Origin of the sequence: Streptomyces sp. NPDC052682, from assembly GCF_040678435.1 — a bacterium.
Lineage (GTDB): Bacteria > Actinomycetota > Actinomycetes > Streptomycetales > Streptomycetaceae > Streptomyces.
Genome location: NZ_JBFATS010000030.1, coordinates 1 through 24177, shown reverse-complemented (window position 1 = coordinate 24177; position 24177 = coordinate 1). Strand labels below are relative to the sequence as shown.

Below are 24177 nucleotides of genomic sequence, written 5' to 3'. Positions count from 1 at the left end.
TCGTCGCCTCACTTCAGCAGCCGGGACAGTCTGCGGTCCGCGAGCGGCTTGCCGCCCGTCTGGCAGGTCGGGCAGTACTGGAGGGAGGAGTCGCTGAAGGAGACCTCCCGGACGGTGTCCCCGCACACCGGGCAGGGCTCGCCGGTGCGGCCGTGGACGCGCAGCCCGGACTTCTTCTCGGCCTTCAGGCGCCCGGCCGCCAGGCCCCGGGAGCGCTCCACGGCCTCCGTCAGCGTCTCGCGCAGCGCCCCGTACAGGCGGGTGGTCTCCTCCGGCGTCAGGGACGCGGCCAGCTTGAACGGGGACATCCTCGCCGCGTGCAGAATCTCGTCGCTGTAGGCGTTGCCGACGCCCGCGATCAGGCTCTGGTCGCGCAGCGCGCCCTTGAGCTGCCGTCGCTCGCCCGCCAGGAGTGCGGCGAAGCGCTCCTCGTCGAAGTCGCCGGCCAGCGGGTCGGGGCCCAGGTGCGCGATGCCCGGCACCTGCCGCGGGTCCGGTACGACGTACACCGCGAGCCGCTTCTGGGTGCCCGCCTCGGTCAGGTCGAAGCCCGCGCCGGTCTCCAAGGCCACGCGCAGCGCGAGCGGGCCCTTGCCGGGGCGGGGCGGGCCGTCCGGGAGACGGTCCTTCCAGTGCAGCCAGCCCGCCCGGGCCAGGTGGGTGACGAAGTGGGGGCCGCCGGCGGTCTCGAGGTCGAGGAACTTGCCGTGCCGGTGCACGGCGACGACCTCACGGCCTTCGAGAGCCGTGAGCGGGGGGTCGTACGTCTTCAGGACACTGATCGCCACGGGCAGCACCCGGATGATCTCGTGGCCGACGAGGTGCTCGGTGAGGAAGTCCTTCAGCGCCTCGACCTCGGGGAGTTCCGGCATACGTCCAGGGTGCCACCCGGCACCGGCAGCGGCCCCCGGGCTCAGCCGGTCTCGTCCGGCGTGCCGGCGCCCAGCGCCACGAACTCGCACCACACGCACTTGCCGCCGCCCCGGGCCTCCACGCCCCACCGGTCCGTGAGCAGGTCCACCAGCAGCAGGCCCCGCCCGGACACGCCCGACTCGCCCGCCTCCCGGCGGCGCGGCAGGGCGCTGGAGGAGTCCTCGACCTCCACGCGCAGCCGGCGTTCGGAGCCGGTGAGGACCCGGAGGGTGACGACCGCGGAGCCCTCGGTGTGCATCAGGGCGTTGGTGATCAGCTCGTCGGCGACCAGCTCGATCTCGTCGGCCCGGTCCGCCGCGCCCCAGGCGGCGACCGCGGCCCGGATCATGTGCCGGGCCTCGACGAGGGCCTCGGGGTCGCCGGGGGCGACATGCTGCTGGAGCCGGCCGCCGGGCTGTGGGGTGTGCGGCGTGCGGCGGCGCAGCAGGAGCAGGGCCACGTCGTCGTCGCCGCCGCGCTCCGCGGCCACCTCGATGAGCAGGTCGGCGAGGTCCCGTACGTCGTGGGGGCCGGCGGCGATGAGCGCGGTGAGGGTCTTCATGCCGTCGTCGAGGTCGGCGCCGGGCTGCTCGACCAGGCCGTCGGTGCACAGCAGCAAGGTGGCGCCCGGGTCCAGCTCGATGGTGCCGACCGGGTAGTCCAGACGTCCGAACTCCGCGGACAGCCCGAGCGGCAGCCCGCCCGGGACCGGCAGGCGGCGGCAGGAGCCGTCGGCGAGCCGCACCAGCGGGTCGATGTGCCCGGCCCGGACCACCTGCACCACTCCGGTGGCCAGGTCGGCCTCGGCGTACAGGCAGGTCGCGAAGCGGTCGGTGTCGAGCTCGTGGAGGAAGACGGAGGCGCGGGCCATCACGGTGGCCGGCGGGTGGCCCTCGGCTGCGTAGGCGCGCAGCACGATGCGCAGCTGGCCCATGACGGAGGCGGCGTGCGTGTCGTGGCCCTGGACGTCGCCGATGACGGCTCCTACCCGGCCGCCGGGCAGCGGGATGAGGTCGTACCAGTCGCCGCCGATGTCCCGGCCGAGGGAGCCGCTGACGGTGGCGGAGCGGTAGCGCACGGCGACGTCCGCGCCGGGCACGCTGGGGATGGTGCGCGGCAGCATGGCCCGCTGGAGGCTGTGCGCCAGGTCGCTCTCCTGCTCGTAGAGCATGGCCCGCTGCAGGCTCTGCGCGATGCTGCTGCCCAGGGCGAGGATGACGTTGCGGTCGTCGGGCGAGAAGCCGTGCCGGTCGCTGTAGAGCAGGCCGATCGCGCCGATCGGGCGGGCCTGGGCGATCAGCGGCAGATAGGCGGCCGCGGTGATGTTCAGGTGGGTGATGTGCGGCCAGAGGATGGGGTAGTTCCGCGCGAACTCCTCGGGTGACTCGATGAAGCGCGGGGTGAGGGTCCGTACGACCTCGCTCATCGGGTACGGCTCGTCGATGCGCGTGATGCGGGTGCCGGGGACGAAGCTGTTCTCGGGCCCGTCGGCGACCAGCCGGATGCGGCCCGCCTCCACCAGGCCCATGACGAGGCTGGTGGCGCCGAGCCGGGTCAGGCCGTGGGTGTCGCGCAGGACCTCGATGACGTCGTCCACGGTGCGGGCGTGGGCGAGGGCGGCCGTGGTGAGCTCGACGACGTTGGTCTGCATGCGGCGGGCCTCGTCCAGGGCGGCCTGCTCGCGCCGGCCCTCGGCCTCGGCGAGCTCCTGGGTGGCGTCCCGCACGATGCCGATGATGCGCCGGGGCCGGCCGGTGTCGTCGCGCCGGATGTAACCCTGGGCGTGGGTCCAGCGCAGGGTGCCGTCGCGGAGGCGGACCCGGAAGTAGGCCCCGTAGTTCTCGCTGCCGTCCTTCAGCGCCTGGGAGACCACGGTGTCCAGGCGCATGGCCTCGCCGCGCGGGACCCGTGCCGCGAGGGTCTCGGGGTGGCCGTCGTACTCGTCGGGGCGCACGTCGAAGACCTCGTGGGCCCGGGCGTCCATCTGCAGGAGGCCGGTGTCCAGGTCCCAGTCGAAACTGCCCATGCGATTGAGCGCCAGGATCGGATCCGGGTGGGCGGGCCAGTCGTCCGGGAGTGACAGGGCGCTCGCTCCCCGATCAGCCATGGGCCCACCTTGCCAGGATTGGTCCGATTCTTCGACCGGTGTGCGGGTGTGCACTCGGTCATCAGTTGTTCAAGACGCCTCAGGGGCGCCCGAGGATGCGCGTGCGGGGGACGGGGTAGCCGTGGAGTCCGTGAAGGCGTCCGGCCCGCCACACTGGAGGGAGGGGTGAACGGCGTGGAGTGGTTCACCGCATCCGGCTACTGGGTGACCCGGCTGGTGTTCCAGCGGGGCCTGGCCGCACTGTACCTCGTGGCGTTCCTGACGGCGGCGGTGCAGTTCCGGGCGCTCATCGGGGAGCGCGGCATGCTGCCGGTGCCCCGGTTCGTCGCTCGGGTGCCGTTCCGGCGGGCGCCGAGCCTGTTCCAGCTGCACTACTCCGACCGGTTCTTCGCCGCGTGCGCCTGGACGGGCTGCGCGGTGTCGGCGGCGCTCGCCGCCGGGCTGGACGCGCTGCTGCCCCTGTGGGGCGCCATGCTGCTGTGGCTGGTGCCGTGGGTGCTGTACCTGTCGATCGTCAACGTCGGGCAGACCTGGTACTCCTTCGGCTGGGAGTCGCTGCTGCTGGAGGTCGGCTTCCTCGCCGTCTTCCTCGGCAACGACGAGGTGGCGCCGCCGGTCGTGGTGCTGTTCCTGCTGCGCTGGATCCTGTTCCGCGTCGAGTTCGGCGCGGGGCTGATCAAGATGCGCGGCGACGCGTGCTGGCGGAACCTGACCTGCCTGGACCACCACCACGAGACCCAGCCGATGCCGGGTCCGCTGAGCTGGTTCTTCCACCACCTGCCCAAGCCCCTGCACCGGGTGGAGGTCGCCGCGAACCACGTCACGCAGCTGGTCGTGCCGTTCCTGCTGTTCACTCCGCAGCCGGTCGCCACGGCCGCCGCCGTGCTCATGGTCGTCACCCAGCTGTGGCTGGTGCTGTCCGGCAACTTCTCCTGGCTGAACTGGATCACCATCGTGCTGGGCCTGTCGGCCGTGCGGTTCCCGGCCGATCCGCCGAGCGTGCCGGACGCGCCCCTGTGGTACGTGGTCGTGGTCCTGGCGGTGTGCGCGCTGCTGGCGGTCCTGAGCTACCACCCGGTGCGCAACATGCTCTCCCGCCGCCAGGTGATGAACCGCTCCTTCGACCCGCTGCACCTGGTCAACACCTACGGCGCGTTCGGCAGCGTCAGCCGGGTCCGCTACGAGGTGGTCATCGAGGGCACGGCGGAGGAGGTGCCGCGCGAGGACTCCGACTGGCGGGAGTACGAGTTCAAGGGCAAGCCGGGCGATCCGGGCCGCTGGCCGCGCCAGTACGCGCCGTACCACCTGCGGCTGGACTGGCTGATGTGGTTCGCCGCCCTCTCCCCCGGCTACGCCGGGCCGTGGTTCGGTGCCCTGGTGGAGCGGCTGCTGGAGAACGACCGCGACACGCTGAGGCTGCTGCGCCGCTCCCCGTTCCCGCCGGACCGGCCCCCGCGCTACATCCGCGCCCGTCTCTTCCGCTACCGGTACACGACCTGGCAGGAGCTGCGCCGGACGGGCGCGTGCTGGGAGCGGACGTACGTACGGGAGTACCTGCCGCCGACCCGGCTGGCCGGGGTGGCTCACAGGTCGTAGACGCGGGCGGCGGTGGTCTCGAAGATCCGCGGGTGCGTCCCGGCGGGGACCAGCCGGCGCGCGGTGGCGAGGACCTCCGCGTAGGAGGCCGCCGGCGTGCACACCGGCCAGTCCGAGCCGTACATCAGCCGGCCGGGGCCGAAGGCCTCCAGCACGGTGTCGGCGTAGGGGCGCAGGTCCTGGACGGTCCAGGAGGCCGGGTCGGCCTCGGTGACCAGGCCCGAGAGCTTGCAGACGGTGTTCGGCAGGGCGGCCAGCGCCCGGACGTGCGAGGCCCAGGGCTCGGTCCGGCCGGAGGCGACGGGCGGCTTGCCCAGGTGGTCGAGGACGAACGTGAGCCCGGGCAGGGCGGCGGCCGCCCGGGCGCAGGCGGGCAGCTGGTGCGGCAGCACGACCAGGTCGTACACCAGTCCGGCCCCGGCGACGGCGGCCAGGCCCCGCCGTACGTCCGGCCGCAGCAGCCACTCGGGGTCCTGCTCGCCCTGCACCTGGTGGCGGATGCCCTTGAGGTACCGGCCGCCGGGGAGTTCCCGCAGCCGGGCGAGCTCGTCGGCGACGTCCGGGCGGGTGAGGTCGGTCCAGCCGACCACGCCCGCGATCAGCCGGTGCGTCTCGGCCAGGGCCAGCAGCTCCGGGGTCTCCTCGGGCACGGTGACCGTCTGGACCAGGACGGTACGGGCGACACCCGCGGCCCTCGCCGCGGGTTCGAGGTCCGCCATCGTGAAGTCGCGCCGCAGCGGCTGGAGTTCCGGGCCGCGGATCCAGGCCTGGTCCCGCACGGACAGGTCCCACACGTGGTGGTGCGCGTCGACGACGCTCACGCCGGTTCCCCGGCGGGCACGGGGGCCTCGGCGGGCAGCAGTCCCTTGGCGCGCAGCTCCTGCCAGAAGGCGGCGGGCACGCGGACCTTGAACTGGTGGGCGCAGTCGCGCACTTCGTGCGCCGAGCGGGCGCCGACCAGGACGCTGGCGACGGCCGGGTGGGCGGCGCAGAAGGCCAGGGCGGCGGCGCGCAGGGTGGTGCCGTGCCGGTCGGCGACCGCCTTCAGGCGCAGGGCGCGGTGCAGCAGCTCGGTGGGGGCCGCCGTGTAGTTGTACGTCGCCCCGGGCCTCGGGTCGGCGAGCAGGCCCGAGTTGAAGGCGCCGCCGATGACGACGGACACCCCGCGCTCGTGCGCCGCGGGCAGCAGCCCGGTCAGGGCGCTCTGGTCGAGCAGGGTGTAGCGGCCGGCGCACAGCACCACGTCGACGTCGGTGTCGCGGACGAAGCGGGTGAGCATCTCGGCCTGGTTCATGCCCGCTCCGATGGCGCCGACCACGCCCTCGGAGCGCAGCTTCTCCAGGGCTGGGTAGCCCTCCCGGAAGGCCGCTTCGCCGTGCTGGTCGGGGTCGTGGAGGTAGACGACGTCGACGCGGTCCAGGCCGAGCCGCTCCAGGCTGGCTTCCAGGGTGCGGCGGATGCCGTCGGCGCTGAAGTCCCACACGCGGCGGTGGGTGGCGGGCACCGCGAAACCGTTGGCCAGGTCGTCGCCGCCCTGGTCGGCGGGTTCCAGGCGGCGGCCGACCTTGGTGGAGAGCGTGTAGGCCGAGCGCGGGTGGCGGCGCAGGACGGCGCCGAGGCGGCGTTCGGACAGGCCGAGGCCGTAGTGCGGCGCGGTGTCGAAGTAGCGGATGCCGCGCTGCCAGGCGGCCTCCACGGCGTCGCGCGCCTGCTCCTCGCTGACCTCGGTGTACAGGTTGCCGATGGCGCCGGCGCCGAAGGACAGGGCGCTGACCTCGACGCCGCTGCGGCCGAGCCGGTTCACCGGGCCACCGGCCGCGGCCTGAGGCCCTGCATGCCGCCGTCGACCGCGAGGGCCGTGCCGGTGGTGGCGCCGGACAGCGGACTGGCCAGGTAGGCGATGGCCCCGGCGACCTCGGCGGCGGTGACGAGGCGGCCGGTGGGCTGCCGGGCCTGGAGGGCGGCGCGTTCGGCGTCCGGGTCGTCGGCCGCGTCGAGCAGCCGGCCGACCCAGGGGGTGTCGACGGTGCCGGGGTTGACGCAGTTGACGCGGATGCCCTCGCGGAGGTGGTCGGCGGCCATCGCCAGGGTCAGGGAGTACACGGCGCCCTTGGTGGCGCTGTACAGGGCGCGTTGCGGCAGGCCCGCGGTGGCGGCGACGGAGCAGGTGTTCACGATCGCCGCGTGGGAGGAGCCGCGCAGCGCGGGCAGGCAGGCCCGGGCGGTGCGGACCATGCCGAGGACGTTGACGTCGAAGACCCGGTGCCACTCGTCGTCGGGGTTGTCCTCGACGGTGCCCTGGGCGCCGATTCCGGCGTTGTTGACCAGCACGTCCAGGCCGCCGAGTTCGGCGACGGCGGCGGCCACGGCCGCGCGGACGGAGCTGTCGTCGGTGACGTCGGCGCGGTACGCGAGCAGGGGCTTGCCGACCGCTGACGGATCCAGGTCGAGGACGGCGACCTGGGCGCCGCGCTCGGCCAGCAGGTCGGCGGTGGCCCGGCCGATGCCGGAGGCACCGCCGGTCACCAGGGCTCTGAGGCCCTCGAAGTCGCTCATTGCGCCTGCCCTTCCTTCCGCTCGGGGCCGGCGGCCCAGTAGGCGCCGCCGGGGTAGGTGTACCGCGCGATCGACTCGGGCCGCATGGCCGCCGAGAAGCCCGGCGCGGTGGGTGCCGTGTAGTGACCTTCGCGGATCACCACCGGGTCGAGGAAGTGGTCGTGCAGATGGTCGACGTATTCGATCACGCGGTCCCGCACGGTTCCGGACAGGGCCACGTAGTCGAACATCGACAGGTGCTGGACGAGTTCGCACAGGCCGACCCCGCCGGCGTGCGGGCAGACCGGGACGCCGAAGCGGGCCGCGAGCAGCAGGATCGCGAGGTTCTCCGGGACGCCGCCGACGCGGGCCGCGTCGATCTGGACGAAGTCGACGGCGCCGGCCTGGAGCAGCTGCTTGAACACGATGCGGTTGGGGACGTGTTCGCCGGTGGCCACCTTCACCGGGGCGACGGCCCGGCGGATCGTGGCGTGGCCGAGGATGTCGTCCGGGCTGGTGGGCTCCTCGATCCAGTACGGGTCGAACTCGGCGAGCGCCTTCGTCCAGCGGATCGCCTCCTGCACGTCCCAGCGCTGGTTGGCGTCGATCGCCAGGCGCACGTCCGGGCCGACGGCGGCGCGGGCGGCCCGGCAGCGGCGGATGTCGTCGTCGAGGTCGGCGCCGACCTTCAGCTTGATCTGGCGGAAGCCGTCGGCGACGGCCCGCGCGGCGAGCCGGGTGAGCTTGTCGTCGTCGTAGCCGAGCCAGCCGGGCGAGGTGGTGTAGGCGGGGTAGCCGCGCTCCAGCAGCCGGGCCGTGCGCTCCCCGGCTCCCTGCCGGCCCTGTCTGAGGAGGGTGAGCGCCTCTTCGGGCGTGAGCGCGTCCGTGAGGTACCGGAAGTCGATCTGCCGGACGAGCCACTCGGGGTCGGCCTCGGCGAGCAGCCGCCACAGCGGCTTGCCGGCGCGCTTGGCGGCCAGGTCCCACACGGCGTTGACGACCGCGCCGATCGCCATGTGCAGCACGCCCTTCTCGGGCCCGAGCCAGCGCAGCTGGCTGTCGCCGGCCAGGTCGCGGCTGAGGGTGGACGGGTCGGCGCACAGCTCGGCCACGGACCGTCCGACCACGTGTCCGCGCAGCGCCTGGATCGCGGCGACCTGCACGTCGTTGCCCCGCCCGATGGTGAAGGCGAAGCCGTGCCCTTCGTGACCGTCGGAGGCGTCGGTGCGCAGCACCACGTACGCGGCCGAGTAGTCGGGGTCCGGGTTCATCGCGTCCGAGCCGTCGAGCTCGCGCGAGGTCGGGAACCGGATGTCGTAGGTGTCGACCGCGGTGACACGCGCGCCGGTCTCAGGGGTCGCGGACACGGGGAGCCTTTCGGTCAAAGGGGTGACTGCCGCATACTTATCAGACCACTTGCCGCCGACAACAGTCTGCGCCGCGACCCTACGCGGTCAGAAGCCCACTTTTCGCTCGAGAGTGGTCCGACCATCCCGGTAGCTAGACTGCGGCGCACCGGCGAGCAGGAGGAACGGCGTGCACGAGACCCCGGCGGACGACACGGGCGCGGGGACCGCGCCCACGGCCCACAAGGGCACGGTGACCCAGCGCGCCATCGACCAGATCAAGGCGATGATCGCCGAGGGGCGGCTGGAGCCGGGCCAGCGGCTGCCCACCGAGCGGGACCTGGCGGCGCAGCTGGGCATCTCCCGCAGTTCGATGCGGGAGGCGATCCGCGCGCTCACCGTCCTCGGGGTGCTCCAGGCACGGCACGGCTCGGGCATCTACGTCACCCGGCTCGAGGCGGGCGATCTGCTGGAGACCTTCGGCGTGGTGGCCGACCTGTCGCGGGGCCCGCGCTTGGTCGAGCTGCTCGAGGTGCGGCGAGTCCTGGAGGCGACGGCGACCGCGCTGGCCGCCGCCCGCATCACCCCGGCGCAGCTGGCCGAGGTCGGAAAGCACCTGGCGGCGATGAACGCCACCGACGATCCGGAGGAGATCCTCGCCCACGACCTGGCCTTCCACCGCGAGATCGCGGCGGCCGCCGGGAACGACACCATGGCCGCGATCCTGGAGGGCCTGTCCTCCCGTACGTTCCGCGCCCGGGTCTGGCGCGGTCACCAGGAGGAGGGTGCCTTCGAGCGCACCCGCCGCCAGCACGCCGCGATCCACCGGGCCCTGGTGGCCCGCGACCCGGAGGCGGCCCGGGCGGCGGCGGCCGCGCACGTCGGCGAGGTGGAGCAGTGGCTGCGGGAGCAGGTCGGCGAGTAGCTCCCGCCCCGCCGGGAGGGTGTCACCGGCCGCCGTGCGGCGGGACAATGGGCGCATGCGGCCTCGGTGCACCGCCCGCGCCCTCGCCGGACTGCTGCTGGCCGCCGTGGCCGGCTGCGGCGGCGGTGCGGACCGTGCCGCGCCGACGCCGGCCCCCGCTTCGGCCCCGGCCTCGGCCGGCTCCGAGCACCCCCGTCCCAGCGCGACGCCCTCGCCCACCCGGACGGCGGCCGGCCCGGTCTCGATCCCCGCCCTGATCCGGCGTGAGCACCACGGCTCCGGCCTGCGGCTCGGCACCGTACTCGCCCGGACCTCCGCCTACACGCGGTACGCGGTCACGTACGAGGCGAACGGGCTGACGATCTCCGGGATCATGAACATCCCCGAGGGCGAGGGCCCCTTCCCGGCCCTGGTCCTCGCGCACGGGTACATCGACCCGGACACCTACGTCAGCGGCCAGGGCATGCCCCGCGAACAGGACCGGCTGGCCCGCGAGGGCTACGTCGTCCTGCACACCGACTACCGCAACCACGCCGGCTCCGACAAGGACCCCGGCAACGACGTCGGCCTGCGCCTCGGCTACACCGAGGACGTCATCGGCGCGGTGCTGGCGCTGCGCTCCTCGGGGCGTGCGGAGATCGACGCCGACCGGATCGGCCTGCTGGGCCGGTCGATGGGCGGCGGGGTCGTGTACAACACCCTCGTCGTCGCGCCCGGCCTGGTCGACGCGGCGGTGGTCTTCGCGCCGGTGAGCGCGCGCCCGTACGAGAACGTCGAGCGCTTCCAGCGCCGCGAGGGCGACCCGCTCGCCGAAGAGATCGAGGCCCGGCACGGCACCCCCGAGGACAACCCGGCCTTCTGGCGGGAGGTCTCGCCCCTGACCTACGTCGACCGCGTCACCGAGCCCCTGCTGATCCACCACGGCACCGCCGACGACACCTGCCCCCTGGCCTGGTCCCGGCGGACCGCCGCCGCGTTCGAGGCGGCCGGCAAGGACGTCGAGCTGCGCACGTACCCGGGGGAAGGACACACCTTCGGTCCCCGCTGGGCGGACGCGATGGACGCCACGACGGCCTTCCTCGGCCGGCACCTGCGCTGAGCCCGCGGCGAGGATCACCGGCACCGCTCTCGACGCGGGAGCGTTCCGCGGGCACAGTTCTCCCTACGTACCGGCCAGTACGCCCTGGCCCCCCGCACCGCACCTGAGGAGCCCGCCGTGACCTACTGGGTCGGCCGCCCCGCCGCCGAGACAGCCGCCGCCGTCCGCGAGAAGCGGGTCACCCCGCGGGAGGTGGTCGCCGAGCACCTCGCCCGCATCGAGCGGCTCGACGGCCGGATCGGGGCCTTCCGTACGGTGCGCGCGAAGGCGGCCCTGGCCGAGGCCGACGAGGTGGCCGCCCGCAGCGACCTCGCCCAACTGCCGCTGGCGGGTGTGCCCGTGGCGGTGAAGGACAACCTGGCCGTGCGCGGCGAGGCGACCCGCCACGGCAGCGCGGCCACCCCGGACACCCCCGCCGCCGAGGACCACGTCACCGTGGCCCGGCTGCGGGCCGCGGGCGCGGTCGTGGTCGGCCTGACGAACGTGCCGGAACTGTGCGTGTTCGGCACGACCGAGGGCGCTTTCGGCACCGCCCGCAACCCGTGGGACCCGGCCCGCACGGCGGGCGGTTCGTCGGGCGGCAGCGCGGCCGCGGTCGCCGCCGGGATGGTGCCGATCGCGCTGGGCAACGACGGCATGGGCTCCCTGCGCATCCCGGCCGCCAACTGCGGCCTGGTCACCCTCAAACCGGGCCGGGGGGTGATACCGGCGGGCATCGGCGAGGGCGACTGGTTCGGCATGGCCGAGAACGGCCCTCTGGCCACCACGGTCGAGGACACCCGCCTGATGTTCGCGGTGCTGGCCGGCACCGAGGTCTCACGCCCCTGCCCGCCCGGACCGCTGAAGGTCGCCCTGTCCCTGCGCAGTCCCCTGGCCGGCATCACCGTCAGCCGGCCGTACGCGGCGGCGGCCCGGGCGGCGGCCGGGGTGCTGATGAAGGCGGGGCACGAGGTGCGGCGCGCCGACCCGCCCTACCCGATGTCGCTCGGCACCACCGCGCTGGCGCACTGGACGGCGGGCACGGCCATCGACGCGCAGGGCCTGGACCGGCACCGGCTGACCCGCCGCACCCGGACGCACGCCGCCGTGGGCCGGCGCCTGGTCCGCACGGTGCGCACCGGGCAGAGCCGAGAGCTGCTGCGCAGACGGCTGGAGCCGTTCTTCGCCCAGTACGACGTGCTGCTCACGCCCGCGCTGGCGCGCCGCGCCCCGCAGGCCGCGCCCTGGCACGAACGGGGCTGGCTGCGCAACGTCGTGGCCAACTCGGCCTACTCGCCGCTGACTCCGCCGTGGAACCTGACCGGCTGGCCCGCGATGTCCCTCCCGTGCGGCACCCTGCCCTCCGGCGCCCCCTGCGCGGTGCAGCTGGTGGGGCGCCCGGGATCCGAGGCCCGACTGCTCGAGCTGGCGGCGCAGTTGGAGCAGCGCAATCCGTGGCCGCGGACCGCTCCCCTTGGATGAGGGCGGCCGAAAGTCGCCGTTGTCATGATCGCCGGCCGGCCACTAGGGTCGGCCGGGTGACTGCCGGGTCGGCCATGGGCCACGCACGAGTGAGGCACCCGGCCTCGGCGTGAGCCCGGGGCGGGGCAGAGCTCCGCCGTTCCTCTCCGCGTCTTCCCCCCTCCCTGACGGAACCCAAGACCCGGAGACCGGCATCCGTATGCCCCAGCACGCAGTCGACCTGCCCACCAGCACCGTCCACCTCGACCACACCGCCGTGTACGCCACGGACCGCCGGCTGTCGGCGCAGTTCCTCGCCACGGTCCTCGGCCTGGAGGTCGGCGCCCCGTTCGGCCCGTTCCTGCCCGTGGACCTGGGCAACGGCGTGACGCTCGACTTCTACGAGCAGCGTGGCGAGCCGATCCAGCCGCAGCACTACGCGTTCCTCGTGCCCGAGGACCGGTTCGACGCGATGATCGCCCGGCTGGAGGCGGTGGGGGTCACCTACTACGCCGACCCCCACCACACCGAACCGGGCCGCGTCAACCGTCTGTTCGGCGGTCGCGGCGCCTACTTCGGCGACCCGGACGGCCACAACATGGAGATCATGACCCGGCCCTACGTCCGGCCGTAGGGAGGGTCAGTCCACGCTGGGCAGGATGTGGGGCTCGGCGAGGTCTTCCTCGTAGCCGGCCAGGCGGATGGGGGCGGACCGCGCCCACACGTCGAGACTGCCGAGTTCCCCGGGCCTGCGGCCCGCGCGCTCCGTGCGTTCCTTGGGGCGGTCCTCGCGATTCGTCTTCTCCGGTGTCACCGCGCACTCCTTATGTGTCGGTCACCCTCGGGACAGATCGGCCCAGTGTCCGGTCTGGTGCCTGGCGTCCGCTCGGGTCTGTGTCAAAAGGCAGGTCGGACGCGGTGGCGCCGGCAACTCGTGGGAGACCGGGCCGATGTGAACCGGCTCGTCCCATGACGGACCGTGGGTGTGGGTGGGACCCCGTGTGCTGTCCGTCCGCTCCAGGTTAACCAAATGAGCGGGGGTCCGCTCGATGGCGCTGAAAACAAGGGGTAACGATCGCGCGTCAGTCCGTGGACGACCCGTCACCTTATGATCCTCTTTGTTACATGACGAGCATGAGGTGCATCACTCGTTCGGAGTACCGAGGCGCGGCGGTCTTCCGCGGTGTGGCCGTGCAGTTCAGGTGCCGTTGGCCGGGCCGAAAGCTCGTCATGCTCTGCTGCCCCCTGGCAACGGCTGTCTCGCGGGAGGACTGACGCATGCAGCTGCGCAGCGTCGAGGAGTTGATGGACCTGCTGTACGCCTGCCGGGGCACCGTCGCCGTCCCGGACGGCGGCGGCGCACCGGTCGACCTGCACGACCACGCCCTGCGCACCGCGGCGCTGCTGCGCCGCGGCCGGCCCGCCGACAAGGAGCTCCAGGTGGCGGGCCTGGTACGGCCCGTCGGCCGGCTGCTGTGGCCCGGCGACCCGGCCGACCGCGCGGAGCGTGCCGGCGAGGCCGTACGGGGCCTGCTCGGCGAGCGGGTGGCGGCCCTGCTGCGCGGCCACCCGGCCGACGACGACCTGCTCACCCTCCGTCAGGCGGACGAGGAGGCCCGCACCGCCGCGTTCGAGGCCGGGGTGCTGGAGGACTGGCGCACGGTGCTGGTCCTGCTGGCGGCCCGCGCCGCACGCCTCGGGGCGATGGACTGACGCCAGGTCAGCGGACCGCCGGCCGGTCCAGGCCGAGCCCCGGCGTCACCACTTGCCCGGGGCGTAGTCCTTCAGGAAGACGCCGTACAGGTCCTCGCCCGCCTCGCCGCGCACGATCGGGTCGTAGACGCGGGCCGCGCCGTCGACCAGGTCCAGCGGGGCGTGGAAGCCGGCCTCGGCGAGGCGGACCTTGTCGGGGTGGGGGCGCTCGTCGGTGATCCAGCCGGTGTCGACGGCCGTCATCAGGATGCGGTCCTTGTCGAACATCTCCTGGGCGCTGGTGCGCGTGAGCATGTTCAGGGCGGCCTTGGCCATGTTGGTGTGCGGGTGGCCGGCGCCCTTGTAGCCGCGGGCGAAGACGCCCTCCATGGCGGAGACGTTGACGATGTAGGTACGACGGGCCTGCGACGCCGCCATGGCCGGGCGCAGACGGCTGATGAGGATGAACGGGGCGGTGGAGTTGCACAGCTGGACCTCCAGCAGCTCCACCGGGGTGACCTCGTCGACCGTCTGGACCCAGCTGTTGGTGTCGTGCAGGTCGGGGACGAGTCCGCCCGCGTCGATGGCCGTACCGGCGGCGATGCGCTCCAGGGAGGCCGAGCCGGAGACGAGGGCGAGGTCGGTGACGTCCTGGGCGGTCAGCGCGCCGCTCCCGGCGACCGGCAGTTCGGCGACCGCGCCGGAGCCGAAGGTGCCGATCACCTCGGCGGCGGGCAGTTCCCCGGCGGGCAGCGGGCCGGACTCGGCGGCCAGCAGCTCGCTGTAGGCCTGCGGGGAGCGCCGTACGGTCTGGGCCGCGTTGTTGATCAGGATGTCCAGCGGGCCCGCGGCGGCCACCGAGTCGGCGAGGGCGACGACCTGGGCGGGGTCGCGCAGGTCGATGCCGACGATCTTCAGGCGGTGGATCCACTCGTCGCTGTCGGGCTGGGCCTTGAAGCGGCGGATGGCGTCGTTCGGGAAGCGGGTGGTGATGGTGGTGTGGGCGCCGTCGCGCAGCAGCCGGAGCGCGATGTACATGCCGATCTTGGCGCGGCCGCCGGTGAGCAGGGCCCGCTTGCCGGTCAGGTCGGTGCGGGCGTCGCGCTTGGCCCGGTTCTCGGCGGCGCACTTCTGGCAGAGCTGGTGGTAGAAGTAGTCGACCTCGACGTAGCGCGTCTTGCAGATGTAGCAGGAGCGGGGCCGCTGGAGGATGCCCGCGATCCGGCCCGGCTCGACCTTGGAGGAGGGCAGGATGCCCTCGGTCTCGTCGTCGATGCGCTCGGCGGACCCGGTGGCGGTGGCTTCGGTGACCGCCCGGTCGTGGGCGGTCTTGGCGGCCCGGCGCTCCTGGCGGCGGCGCTGCTTGACCGAGCGGTAGATGTGCGAGGTCGCCCTGCGCACCTTGATCGCGTCGGGGTGGTCGACGTCCAGCTTGTCGAGCTCCTCGAGCACGCTGAGGCAGACGGCCAGCCGCTCCGGGTCGATGCCGGGCCCGTACGACGGACCGGTCGCCTCGTCCGTGGCCTGCGTGGCCTGCGGGCCGTCCTGTGTCACCGTCATCGCCGCTGCGTTTCCCTGCTGTGCGTCGCGGCGCTCCTTCTCGCGCCCGCTTTCGAACGCGGAAGTCTACGGAGCGCCGGGCCGCACCGCCAAACCCGTTCCGGTCAGGGATCGCAGGCGTCGATCAGCGCCGCCACCTCCTCGGTCACGGCGGCCGCGAGCCGGTCGAGGTCCGGCACGGCCTCCCCGTCGGCGACCAGCCCGTAGTGGACCTGACCGCGGTACGTCGAGACCGCCACGGCCAGCGAGTGGCCGGGGGCCAGCGGGGCCAGCGGGAACACCGCGGTGAGCGGGTGCCCGCCGAGCTTCATGCCGAAGCCGGGCAGCGGCACGCTGGTGACCAGGATGTCGAACCAGAGGCGGGCGGCCTGGCCGACCAGCGGTCCGCCGAGCCGGTGGCCGAGCGCCGGGACGTGGTCGGCGAGCAGGGCGACGGCCCCGGCGCCCCGGTTGGGGCCCGCGTCCTTGTTACGGTCCATGGCGGTGCGGACGGTGTGCAGCCGGCCGAGCGGGTCGGGATCGCCGACCGGAAGCCGTATCAGGTAGCCGGAGAGCCGGTTGCCCTGCGGGTGCGCGGTGCGCGGGCGGCGCTTGGAGACGGGGATCAGGGCGCGGGGTGCCACGCCCTCGCTGCCGTCGCCGCGTGCGTCGAGCCAGCGGCGCAGGGCGCCGGCGACGACCGCGATCAGGACGTCGTTGACGGTGCCGCCCTCGCTCTTGCGGACCCGGTGCACGTCGTCGAGGTCGACGATCACGCCGGCGGTGCGGCGGGTGCCGCTGGGTTCGCAGCCGAGCGCGGGCGTGGAGCGCACGTCCAGGGAGGAGCGGGCGACGCAGGCGCCGATGTCCAGAGCCCGGCCCACGTCGGACAGGGCGCCGCGGACCCGGTCGGGCAGCGTGCGCACGTCGGGCAGCAGGCCGCGGGTCGGGGCGGCGGGGCGGGGCCGGGGCGTGGGCAGGTCCATCGGGTCCAGGACGGCGGCGGCCAGGGTCAGCGCGCGCAGCCCGTCGGCAAGGGCGTGGTGGAACTTGAAGAGCACGGCGAAGCAGGTCCCGTCCTCCCCGGGCAGCACATGGGCCTCCCACGGCGGCCGCTCCCGCTCCAGCGGGCGTTCCATGAGGCGGCCGGCCTCGGCCTGGAAGTCGGCGGCCGGGGCGTGCAGCCGCACGTGGTGGACGGGATCGAAGTCCGGGTCGGCCTCGCGGGCCGCGCCGCCGAAGGCGAGCGGCTGCCGCAGGGCGGCGGCCAGCGGCTGACGGAGCACCGAGAAGGGCCGCTTGAGCGCCGTGAGCGGCTGCTGGAGGTCCAGCGGCTGCCACACGTCCCGGATCCGCATGCGCAGTCCGGGGACGGCGGCCGCCCGGGCGGCCAGGAGGTCCGCCGCGTGGGCGCCCGCGGCGGACGAGTGCGCGGCGAAGATCCCGAGCGCGCCGAGGTGCATGGGGTGCTCGGCGGACTCCATGTGCCAGAACGCCAGGTCCAAAGGAGCGAGCAGGTCGGAAGTCAAGGGCTTGCCTCGCGTCGACGACGGGTGAGCCAGCAGTCAATCGCCCTCGGCCGATTACGGTCAAGTACGATCTCGCTACAGGCAGTTAACAGCAGATTAAGTCCCGCCCCGGGAAAAAGGGGGCGGGACTCATGGTGCATATGAGGTCACTTCACCACAGGTTGCGCCGCAGGGCATCCGGTGGGAGTCACCCGGGAGGCGTCATGAATCAGGGCCCGGTGGGCGTCCCTGACCCGTGCCACGTCCGGTTTGAGCACCTCGCGGTCGTACGTCAGCAGGCCGTTCAGCTCGCCCTCGACGTCCGCGATCTGGGTGTAGACGGCGCCGTTGCCGCCCCGGCAGGCCAGGGCGCGCACCTCGTCGAGCCTGGCCAGGTAGTCGTCGGTGTAGGTGGCCGGGTCGACGTCGACGTACGACTGCTGCACCGACCAGGCGTGTCCGGGCACCGCCAGGCCCAGGCCGCCGTACTCGCCGCTGACCAGGGCACGCCGGCCGTCGGGGCGGGGCGGCAGGGCGGGGCTGGGGTAGCCGTGCTCGTCCATGAGGTCGCCGGTGCCGCCGTCGGCCCCCAGGTTGAGGCCGGACTGGCCGTTGACCAGCCGGGTCGGGTCCCAGGCCTTGGCCTGCTCGGCGATCCGGCCCACGTCGTACTGGCCCCACCCCTCGTTGAAGGTCACCCACATGACGACCGACGGGCTGCTGACGTGCTCGTCGATCATCTCCTTCAGCTCCCGCTCGTAGCGCTTGCGGGCCTCGGCGTCCGGGTTCACCCCGGCCGTCATCGCGGGCATGTCCTGCCACACCAGCAGGCCCAGCCGGTCCGCCCAGTAGAACCAGCGGTCGGGCTCGACCTTGATGTGCTTGCGCACGGCGTTGTAGCCGAGCCTCTTGTGCGTTTCCAGGTCGAAGGCCAGCGCCTCGTCGGTGGGCGCGGTGTGCAGGCCGTCGGGCCAGAAGCCCTGGTCGAGGGTGGCCATCATGAACACCGGTGTGCCGTTGAGGAGGGTGCGCGGTACGCCGTTCACACGCTCGACCGAGATCGAGCGCATCCCGAAGTAGCTGCCGACCCGGTCGGCGCCGACGGTGACCTCCAGGTCGTACAGGAACGGGTCGTCGGGCGACCACAGGTGCGGCTGACGCAGGGTCAGGGTGAGGGGCCGGCCGGTGCGCCCGCTCGCCGTGGCCACCCTGCGGTCTCCGGCGTACGCCGTCGCCGTGACCGGTACGCCGTCGCGGACACCGCGCGGTTCGACGGTCAGCGTGCCCGCCCGGACGTCGGGCGTGAGCTTGAGGGAGTCCACGTGGTCGCGGGCGACCGGCTCCATCCACACCGTCTGCCAGATGCCGGAGGACGGGGTGTACCAGATGCCGCTGGGGTCGAGCCGCTGTTTGCCGAGCGGCGGGTTCTCGCCGCCGGCCGCATCGGTGGGGTCGTACACGCCGACGATCAGTTCCTGGGTGCGGCCCGGCACGAGCGCGTCGGTGATGTCGGCGCCGAACTTGTCGTAGCCGCCCTCGTGCGTGGCGACCTTCGTGCCGTTGACGTGGACCTCGGCCCGCCAGTCGACCGCCCCGAAGTTCAGGCGCAGCCGCCTGTCCTGGCCGATGCGCCAGTCGGCGGGGACGGTGAAGGTACGGCGGTACCACATGCGGTCCTCGTGCCGCTGGATGCCGGAGAGCTGGGACTCCACCGGGTACGGCACGAGGATGCGCTCCTTCAGGGTCCGGCCGACGGGCGGCGCCTCGCCCGCCTCGGCGGCGGCGAACTGCCAGCGGCCGTTGAGGCTGCGCCACTGGCCCCGGGTCAGCTGCGGACGCGGGTACTCGGGATGGGCGTTGTCCGGACCGACCTCGTCGGCCCACCGGGTGCGCAGTTCGTACGTGGAGCGGTTGGGGCCGCTGGCCCAGAACGCCTTGACAACGTTGCCGTCGGCGCGGGTCAGGCCGCCGTCGCTGTCGTAGCGGACGTCGGCGGTGCCGCGGGCGGTGCCGGTCCTGTTGCCGACGACGGGTTCGCCGAGCGCGACCAGCAGGGCCGTGGGGTCGGCCGGGTCCAGGCGGGCGGATCCGAGCGGCCAGGCGGCGCCGCCGATCACCGCGTGGAGGTGGTCCGTCAGCCCGGCCGGGGGCGCGGCCAGGCGCTGGGCGAAGTCCAGTTTCAGGGTGCGGCCGTCGGACAGCACGGTGGTCGTGGCCGGGCCGTCGTAGTCGAAGCCCTCGGGGAGGCGGAACGCGGACTGCGGCACGGGCTGCTTGGCGCCGCCGGGCGGGGTCCAGCGCAGGTGGAGGTGGGAGCCGCCGTAGTGCTCGAAGTACTCGACCCTGATGTCGTAGGGCCGCCCGGCGGTCAGCTCGACGGGCTCGGCGCTCTGTTCGCGGTCCCAGTCGTCGACCCAGTGGTCGATGAGGAGCCGGCCGTCGATCCACAGGCGGAAACCGTTGTCGCCGATGAGGGAGAAGGTGTGGGGTCCGCTGCGCTCCGGGACGATGCGGCCGGTCCAGCGGACGCTGACGTCGTCCGGGCGTCCGGTGGTGAAGGTCAGGCGCGGCTCCAGGGTGTCGAAGTCGAGCCGCGGGTCGACGGTGGTGGCCTTCAGCGTGTGGAAGTCGAAGATGCCGGGGGCGGAGTGGGTGTAGTACTCGCCCTTGAGGCCGCGGACCTCGTCGGGGCCGTCCGCCGCCGGGGCGGGTGCCGCGGTCAGGCCGGTGAGGCCGAGGAGCGCGGCGAGGAGTAACGCGAGCCGTCGGCTCAGGCGTCTGGTGTGCACGGAGACCTCCATAACAACGTTGTCATGGAACAGCAGTTGGCCATGAGACCACGGATCGCAGGTGAGGTCCAGGTACAGACCAAGCCAGTCCGGAAGTCTCCGCAAGGGCATGGGGAAGACCCCGGTCCTGCACGGACCGGGGCCTTGGACGCGCTCCCGGGGAGCTCGGCCGGCGCGGACCCTACGGGACCTGCTGCCCCTTGCCCAGGGCGATCACCCCGCCCTTGGAGACCGTGTACAGCTCCGCGTCCCGCTCCGGGTTGACGCCGATCGTCGCGCCGGGCGGCACCTCGACGTTCTTGTCGAGGATGGCGCCGCGCACCACCGCGCCCCGGCCGATGTGGACGTTGTCGTGCAGCACCGAGCCCTGCACCACGGCTCCCGGGTCGACCACGACCCCCGGCGACAGCACCGACCGGGTGACCTGCCCGCGGATCAGGCAGCCCGCGCTGATGATCGACTCGCTGGCGATGCCGCCGGCGTTGAAGCGGGCCGGGGAGAGCTGGTTGGAGTGGGTGTAGATCGGCCACTGCCGGTTGAACAGGTTGAAGGCGGGCCGCTCGGCGATGAGGTCCATGTGGGCGTCGTAGTACGCGTCGAGGGTCCCGACGTCCCGCCAGTAGCCCTGGTCGCGAGTGGTCTCGCCGGGCACGTGGTTGGCGCTGAAGTCGTACAGGGCGGCCTCGCCCCGGTCGGTGAGCTGGGGCAGGATCGAGCCGCCCATGTCGTGCACCGAGCGCTCGTCCTCGGCGTCCCGCTGGAGCGCCTCGATCAGGGCCTTGGTGGTGAAGATGTAGTTGCCCATGGAGGCGAAGACGCAGTCGGGGTCGTCGGCCAGACCGGGCGGGTCGGCGGGCTTCTCCAGGAAGCGCTCGACCGTCTGGCCGTCCGAGCCGGGCGTGATCACGCCGAACGCGGAGGACTCGGCGCGCGGCACGCGGATCCCGGCCACCGTGACGCCCGCGCCGCTCTCGATGTGCTGGGCGAGCATCTGGCGCGGGTCCATGCGGTAGACGTGGTCGGCGCCGAACACGGCGACGTACTCGGGGCGTTCGTCGTAGATCAGGTTCAGCGACTGCAGGATCGCGTCGGCGCTGCCCAGGTACCAGCGCGGGCCGAGGCGCTGCTGGGCCGGGACCGGCGTGACGTAGTTGCCGAGCAGGCTCGACATCCGCCAGGTGGTGGTGATGTGCCGGTCCAGCGAGTGCGACTTGTACTGCGTCAGCACGCAGATCCGCAGGATGTCGCCGTTGACCAGGTTGGACAGCACGAAGTCCACCAGGCGGTACGTGCCGCCGAAGGTGACCGCTGGTTTGGCACGGTCCGCCGTCAGCGGCATCAGGCGTTTGCCCTCGCCGCCCGCCAGCACGATTCCCAGGACCGAAGGACCACCACGACGCATGGCCGCTCCCCTCACGCCGATTTCCCCATGCCTGCCCCGAGCCGGGCGGACTAAGCCTGTTTGAGGATCTCCTCATAGAGCCGGACCGTACGGCGGGCCACCGCGTCCCAGCCGAACTCGCCGACCGCCCGCTGCCGCCCGGCCTCGCCCATCCGCCGGGCGCCCTCGGGATCACCGATCACCTGGTCCAGGGCCTGTGCGAGGCCCGTCTCGAAGGCGTCGTCCACGGGCACGAGCAGCCCTGTCCTGCCGTGGTCCACGACCTCAGGGATGCCGCCGACCCGCGAGGCCACCACGGGCGTGCCGCAGGCCATCGCCTCCAGGTTGACGATGCCGAGCGGCTCGTACACCGAGGGGCACACGAACACCGCGGCGTGGGTGAGCAGCTGGATCACCTCCGGGCGCGGCAGCATCTGCGGGATCCAGTGCACGCCCTCGCGGACCCGGCTCAGCTCCTGGTAGAGCTGCCGGAACTCCTGGTCGATCTCCGGGGTGTCGGGGGCGCCCGCGCACAGCACGACCTGCGCGGCCGGATCGATGTCCCGCACGGCGCGCAGCAGGTGCGGCACGCCCTTCTGGCGGGTGATGCGGCCGACGAACAGCACGTAGGGACGGGAGCGGTCCAGGCCGATCCGGTCCAGCGCGTCGGTGCCGTGGTCGGGCCGGTACAGGGTGGTGTCGATGCCGTTGTGCACGACGTGCACGCGGTCCGGGTCCAGCGCCGGGTAGCAGCCGAGGATGTCGTCCCGCATGGCGCCGGAGACGGCGATCACGGCGTCCGCCGCCTCGATCGCGGTCCGCTCGGCCCAGCTGGACAGCGCGTACCCGCCGCCGAGCTGCTCGGCCTTCCAGGGGCGCAGCGGCTCCAGCGAGTGGGCGGTCATCACGTGCGGCACGCCGTACAGGAGCTTGGCGAGGTGGCCGCCGAGGTTGGCGTACCAGGTGTGGGAGTGGACCAGCTCGCGGTCCTGCAGCCCGGCCGCCATCGCCAGGTCCACGGAGAAGGTGCGCAGCGCGTCGTTGGCGCCGTCGAGCGCCGGCCAGGGCCGGTGCCGCAGCACCCCGTCGGCTCTGCCCTCGCCCCAGCAGTGCACCTCCAGGTCCACCAGGGGCCCGAGCTCGCGGGCGAGGAACTCGACGTGGACACCCGCGCCGCCGTACACATCCGGGGGGTACTCCCGGGTCAGCAGTCCCACTCGCACCCGGAACCCCCTGACTGAAGTGGCCGTTTCCCTTTCATGGTCACCCAGATGTGGCTTGTGGGGAAGAGCGCGGGGGTCGTGGGAAGCAACAGTCGCCGCACACGCCCCCGCCGGGCACGCGGTAGTACAGGCAGCAGCTGCGGCGCCGGAAGGCGGTGCCGGCCAGGGTTCCGGTGCCCGTGAGCAGGGGGTGGGCGAGGAGGTCCGCGGTCAGGGAGCGGGCCCGGGCCGCGAGGTCCGTACGGCCGTTCCGGCGCGCCCAGCGCTCCAGCTCCCGGCCCGCGCCCGCCAGCGCCGAGGCGGCGTTGCCGCGCAGCAGGCCGGGCGCGAGCCGGTGCCGGGTGCGCAGGGCGGCGGCCAGGGGTTCGAGATGGCCGTGCAGGACGGTGTCCGCGACAGTGGCGGCGTTCCCGGGCAGGGAGCGGACCTGGGACAGCCACAGGTCGTCCGGGGCGCTGCCGTCGGGATTCCAGTGCAGCAACCGCCCGTCCAGGTCGGGGACGTGCCCGTACAGGGCGGCGCAGCCCAGCGCCACGGACCACAGCCGGGCGGCGAGCCCCTGCTGGGCCACGGAGGCGGCGACCCGCGCCTCGGGGGCGCGCAGGGCCGCGGCGACCTTGCGGACGCGGCAGGACAAGGGGTCCTGCTGGACATCCCCTGCCGTGCCGTCGTACACCTGGGAGAGGAGAATGAAGGGGCCGCGCGCCGTGGGCGCGGCCGTACGCAACACGAAGAAGCCGCCCAGCGGGCGGAGTGCGGAGAGGCCGGGATCGAGGTCCACGAGGAGCAGTAGTACCAAGGCCCCTAGGGGATGTGCCCGGAGGGTGTCCCTCCAGAGGTGACCATCCAGGGGATGAGAGGGCTCCCGGCGTACTCCATCGGCAGTACGACCCATTGAGTGCTCAGGGACGACGACGGGAAGACCCTGGCACGGCATCGTGTTGGACATGAGATCCGACCGTTCGCCGCGCCGGGCCCCGGGCCCCCGCCCCGCGCAGAGGAGCAGCCGATGAGCGCCCTCGCGTTGTCCGTCCTGCTGTCACCGGTGTCCGCGGTCGCGTACGCGGGCGGAGCGATCGTGCAGGAGCGGGTCGCGGTGTCCTCGCCGGACGGGCAGTACGCGCCGCTGCGCCGGCCGAGCTGGTGGCTCTCCCTCGCGCTCAACGGTCTCGGCGGTCTGCTGCACGTGGTGGCGCTCGCGTACGGTCCGCTGAGCGTGGTCCAGCCGCTGGGCGCCCTGACGATCGTCTTCGCCCTGCCCATGGCCGCGCTGTTCGTCGGCCGCCGCGCGGGGTCCACGGCCTGGCGGGGCGCGATCATGGCGACGGTGGGTCTCGCGGGGCTGCTGTCCCTGGTCGGTGCGTCCGGCACGCAGTCGCTGGGCACCGCCCAGCGGGTGGCCGTCGGCCTGGTCGCCGCCGGCGCGGTCGTGGCGCTGATGATCGCGGGCCGGGCCGCGCACCGGCACCCGGCCGTGCGCAGCGTCCTGCTCGCGACGGCGTCCGGCATCGCCTTCGGCATGTCGTCGGTGTTCACCAAGACGGTCACGGTCGACTGGATCGGCGGCATGTCGGCCTCCGACCTGCCCTCGCTGGCCGCGATCGCCGTGTTCGCCGTGGCGGGCGTGCTGCTGTCCCAGGCCTCCTACCAGGGCGCCGGCCTCGCCGCGCCCCTGGCGACCCTCACGGTCGTGAACCCGGTGGTGGCGGCGGTGGTCGGTATCACGATGTTCGACGAGACCTTCCGCTACGGCGTGACCGGCACCGCGCTCGCCCTGAGCTGCGGGGTGGTGGCGGCCGGCGGCCTGATCCTGCTGACGACGGAACGCCTCGCACAGGAGCGGTCGGTGGGTCCGGAGGCTTCGGGGGCGGCGGGGGCCGGGGGGCGCGACGGGGTCGGTGCCGAGGCTGCGGCGGTGCGGGGGGAGACGGTGCTTGTCGCGCACGGGGCGGCCGGTGGCCGGGTGGAGGCGGCGGACGCCGGGGACGGCGCGCAGGCGGCTGCGCTCGTGCAGGAACACGCCCTGCTCGTCGCACCGGACGTGGCCGGCGGACAGGCCGAGGCGGCGAGCGGAGGACCTCGGGC

General features: G+C 73.5%; 20 protein-coding genes. 7 read left to right on the top strand and 13 right to left on the bottom strand.

The window, feature by feature from the left end; genetic code table 11:
* Nucleotides 1-8: 8 nt before the first annotated feature.
* Nucleotides 9-872, bottom strand: coding sequence for a DNA-formamidopyrimidine glycosylase family protein (locus tag AB0K80_RS32005; RefSeq protein WP_365675733.1), 864 nt, complete (start codon nucleotides 870-872; stop codon nucleotides 9-11).
* Between the two features lie 41 nt (nucleotides 873-913).
* Nucleotides 914-3019, bottom strand: a complete 2106-nt coding sequence (locus AB0K80_RS32000; protein ID WP_365675732.1) for a SpoIIE family protein phosphatase — start codon at nucleotides 3017-3019, stop codon at nucleotides 914-916.
* A 174-nt stretch (nucleotides 3020-3193) separates the two neighbouring features.
* On the opposite strand from AB0K80_RS32000, the gene AB0K80_RS31995 reads away from it, so the two are divergent.
* Nucleotides 3194-4615: a lipase maturation factor family protein gene (locus AB0K80_RS31995; RefSeq protein ID WP_365675731.1), complete on the top strand. Its 1422-nt coding sequence runs from the start codon at nucleotides 3194-3196 to the stop codon at nucleotides 4613-4615.
* Here AB0K80_RS31995 and AB0K80_RS31990 read toward each other — a convergent pair.
* Genes AB0K80_RS31990 through AB0K80_RS31975 form a run of 4 tightly spaced genes read right to left on the bottom strand, consistent with a single transcriptional unit; the run spans nucleotide 4603 to nucleotide 8517 of the window.
* Complete coding sequence (locus tag AB0K80_RS31990; RefSeq protein ID WP_365675730.1) at nucleotides 4603-5436, bottom strand: amidohydrolase family protein; 834 nt, start codon at nucleotides 5434-5436, stop codon at nucleotides 4603-4605. The two genes, AB0K80_RS31995 and AB0K80_RS31990, sit on opposite strands and share 13 nt — an antisense overlap.
* Nucleotides 5433-6419, bottom strand: coding sequence for an aldo/keto reductase (locus AB0K80_RS31985; RefSeq protein ID WP_365675729.1), 987 nt, complete (start codon nucleotides 6417-6419; stop codon nucleotides 5433-5435). Before AB0K80_RS31985 ends, AB0K80_RS31990 begins: the two co-directional genes overlap by 4 nt.
* Entirely contained in the window at nucleotides 6416-7171 is a 756-nt protein-coding gene (locus tag AB0K80_RS31980) for an SDR family oxidoreductase (protein ID WP_365675728.1), read from the bottom strand. Before AB0K80_RS31980 ends, AB0K80_RS31985 begins: the two co-directional genes overlap by 4 nt.
* Complete coding sequence (locus tag AB0K80_RS31975) at nucleotides 7168-8517, bottom strand: enolase C-terminal domain-like protein (protein WP_365675726.1); 1350 nt, start codon at nucleotides 8515-8517, stop codon at nucleotides 7168-7170. Before AB0K80_RS31975 ends, AB0K80_RS31980 begins: the two co-directional genes overlap by 4 nt.
* 169 nt (nucleotides 8518-8686) lie before the next feature.
* Here AB0K80_RS31975 and AB0K80_RS31970 point away from each other — a divergent pair, with 169 nt between their 5' ends.
* The 4 genes from AB0K80_RS31970 (at nucleotide 8687) to AB0K80_RS31955 (ending at nucleotide 12594) form a co-directional block, all read left to right on the top strand.
* Nucleotides 8687-9421, top strand: a complete 735-nt coding sequence (locus AB0K80_RS31970; RefSeq protein WP_365675724.1) for a FadR/GntR family transcriptional regulator — start codon at nucleotides 8687-8689, stop codon at nucleotides 9419-9421.
* 55 nt (nucleotides 9422-9476) lie between these two features.
* Nucleotides 9477-10520, top strand: coding sequence for an alpha/beta fold hydrolase (locus AB0K80_RS31965; RefSeq protein WP_365675722.1), 1044 nt, complete (start codon nucleotides 9477-9479; stop codon nucleotides 10518-10520).
* Nucleotides 10521-10637: 117 nt separating this feature from the next.
* Nucleotides 10638-11981, top strand: coding sequence for an amidase (locus tag AB0K80_RS31960; RefSeq protein ID WP_365675720.1), 1344 nt, complete (start codon nucleotides 10638-10640; stop codon nucleotides 11979-11981).
* Between the two features lie 199 nt (nucleotides 11982-12180).
* Nucleotides 12181-12594 (top strand): VOC family protein, encoded by a 414-nt coding sequence (locus AB0K80_RS31955; protein ID WP_365675719.1) that lies wholly within the window; start codon nucleotides 12181-12183, stop codon nucleotides 12592-12594.
* 6 nt (nucleotides 12595-12600) lie between these two features.
* Here the strand turns inward: AB0K80_RS31955 and AB0K80_RS31950 are convergent, their stop codons facing one another.
* The gene (locus tag AB0K80_RS31950; protein ID WP_365675717.1) at nucleotides 12601-12774 is read right to left on the bottom strand and encodes a hypothetical protein; all 174 of its coding nucleotides are present in this window, start codon (nucleotides 12772-12774) and stop codon (nucleotides 12601-12603) included.
* Nucleotides 12775-13238: 464 nt separating this feature from the next.
* On the opposite strand from AB0K80_RS31950, the gene AB0K80_RS31945 reads away from it, so the two are divergent.
* On the top strand, nucleotides 13239-13673 hold the full coding sequence (locus AB0K80_RS31945) for a hypothetical protein (protein WP_365675715.1): 435 nt from the start codon (nucleotides 13239-13241) through the stop codon (nucleotides 13671-13673).
* Between the two features lie 45 nt (nucleotides 13674-13718).
* Here the strand turns inward: AB0K80_RS31945 and AB0K80_RS31940 are convergent, their stop codons facing one another.
* From AB0K80_RS31940 to AB0K80_RS31915, 6 genes are all read right to left on the bottom strand, one after another.
* Nucleotides 13719-15212 carry an SDR family NAD(P)-dependent oxidoreductase gene (locus tag AB0K80_RS31940; protein WP_365675714.1) on the bottom strand — a complete coding sequence of 498 codons (1494 nt, stop codon included), beginning with the start codon at nucleotides 15210-15212 and terminating at the stop codon, nucleotides 13719-13721.
* A gap of 104 nt (nucleotides 15213-15316) precedes the next feature.
* Complete coding sequence (locus AB0K80_RS31935) at nucleotides 15317-16720, bottom strand: wax ester/triacylglycerol synthase family O-acyltransferase (protein ID WP_365675713.1); 1404 nt, start codon at nucleotides 16718-16720, stop codon at nucleotides 15317-15319.
* Between the two features lie 146 nt (nucleotides 16721-16866).
* On the bottom strand, nucleotides 16867-19488 hold the full coding sequence (locus AB0K80_RS31930; RefSeq protein WP_365675711.1) for a PA14 domain-containing protein: 2622 nt from the start codon (nucleotides 19486-19488) through the stop codon (nucleotides 16867-16869).
* Nucleotides 19489-19669: 181 nt separating this feature from the next.
* The gene (gene glgC / locus AB0K80_RS31925) at nucleotides 19670-20890 is read right to left on the bottom strand and encodes a glucose-1-phosphate adenylyltransferase (protein WP_365675710.1); all 1221 of its coding nucleotides are present in this window, start codon (nucleotides 20888-20890) and stop codon (nucleotides 19670-19672) included.
* A gap of 50 nt (nucleotides 20891-20940) precedes the next feature.
* The gene (gene glgA, locus AB0K80_RS31920; RefSeq protein ID WP_365675708.1) at nucleotides 20941-22092 is read right to left on the bottom strand and encodes a glycogen synthase; all 1152 of its coding nucleotides are present in this window, start codon (nucleotides 22090-22092) and stop codon (nucleotides 20941-20943) included.
* A gap of 40 nt (nucleotides 22093-22132) precedes the next feature.
* The gene (locus tag AB0K80_RS31915) at nucleotides 22133-22873 is read right to left on the bottom strand and encodes a (2Fe-2S)-binding protein (protein WP_365675793.1); all 741 of its coding nucleotides are present in this window, start codon (nucleotides 22871-22873) and stop codon (nucleotides 22133-22135) included.
* Nucleotides 22874-23101: 228 nt separating this feature from the next.
* Here AB0K80_RS31915 and AB0K80_RS31910 point away from each other — a divergent pair.
* Nucleotides 23102-24177: DMT family transporter (locus AB0K80_RS31910; protein WP_365675706.1), on the top strand; the 1076-nt coding region annotated here is incomplete at its 3' end.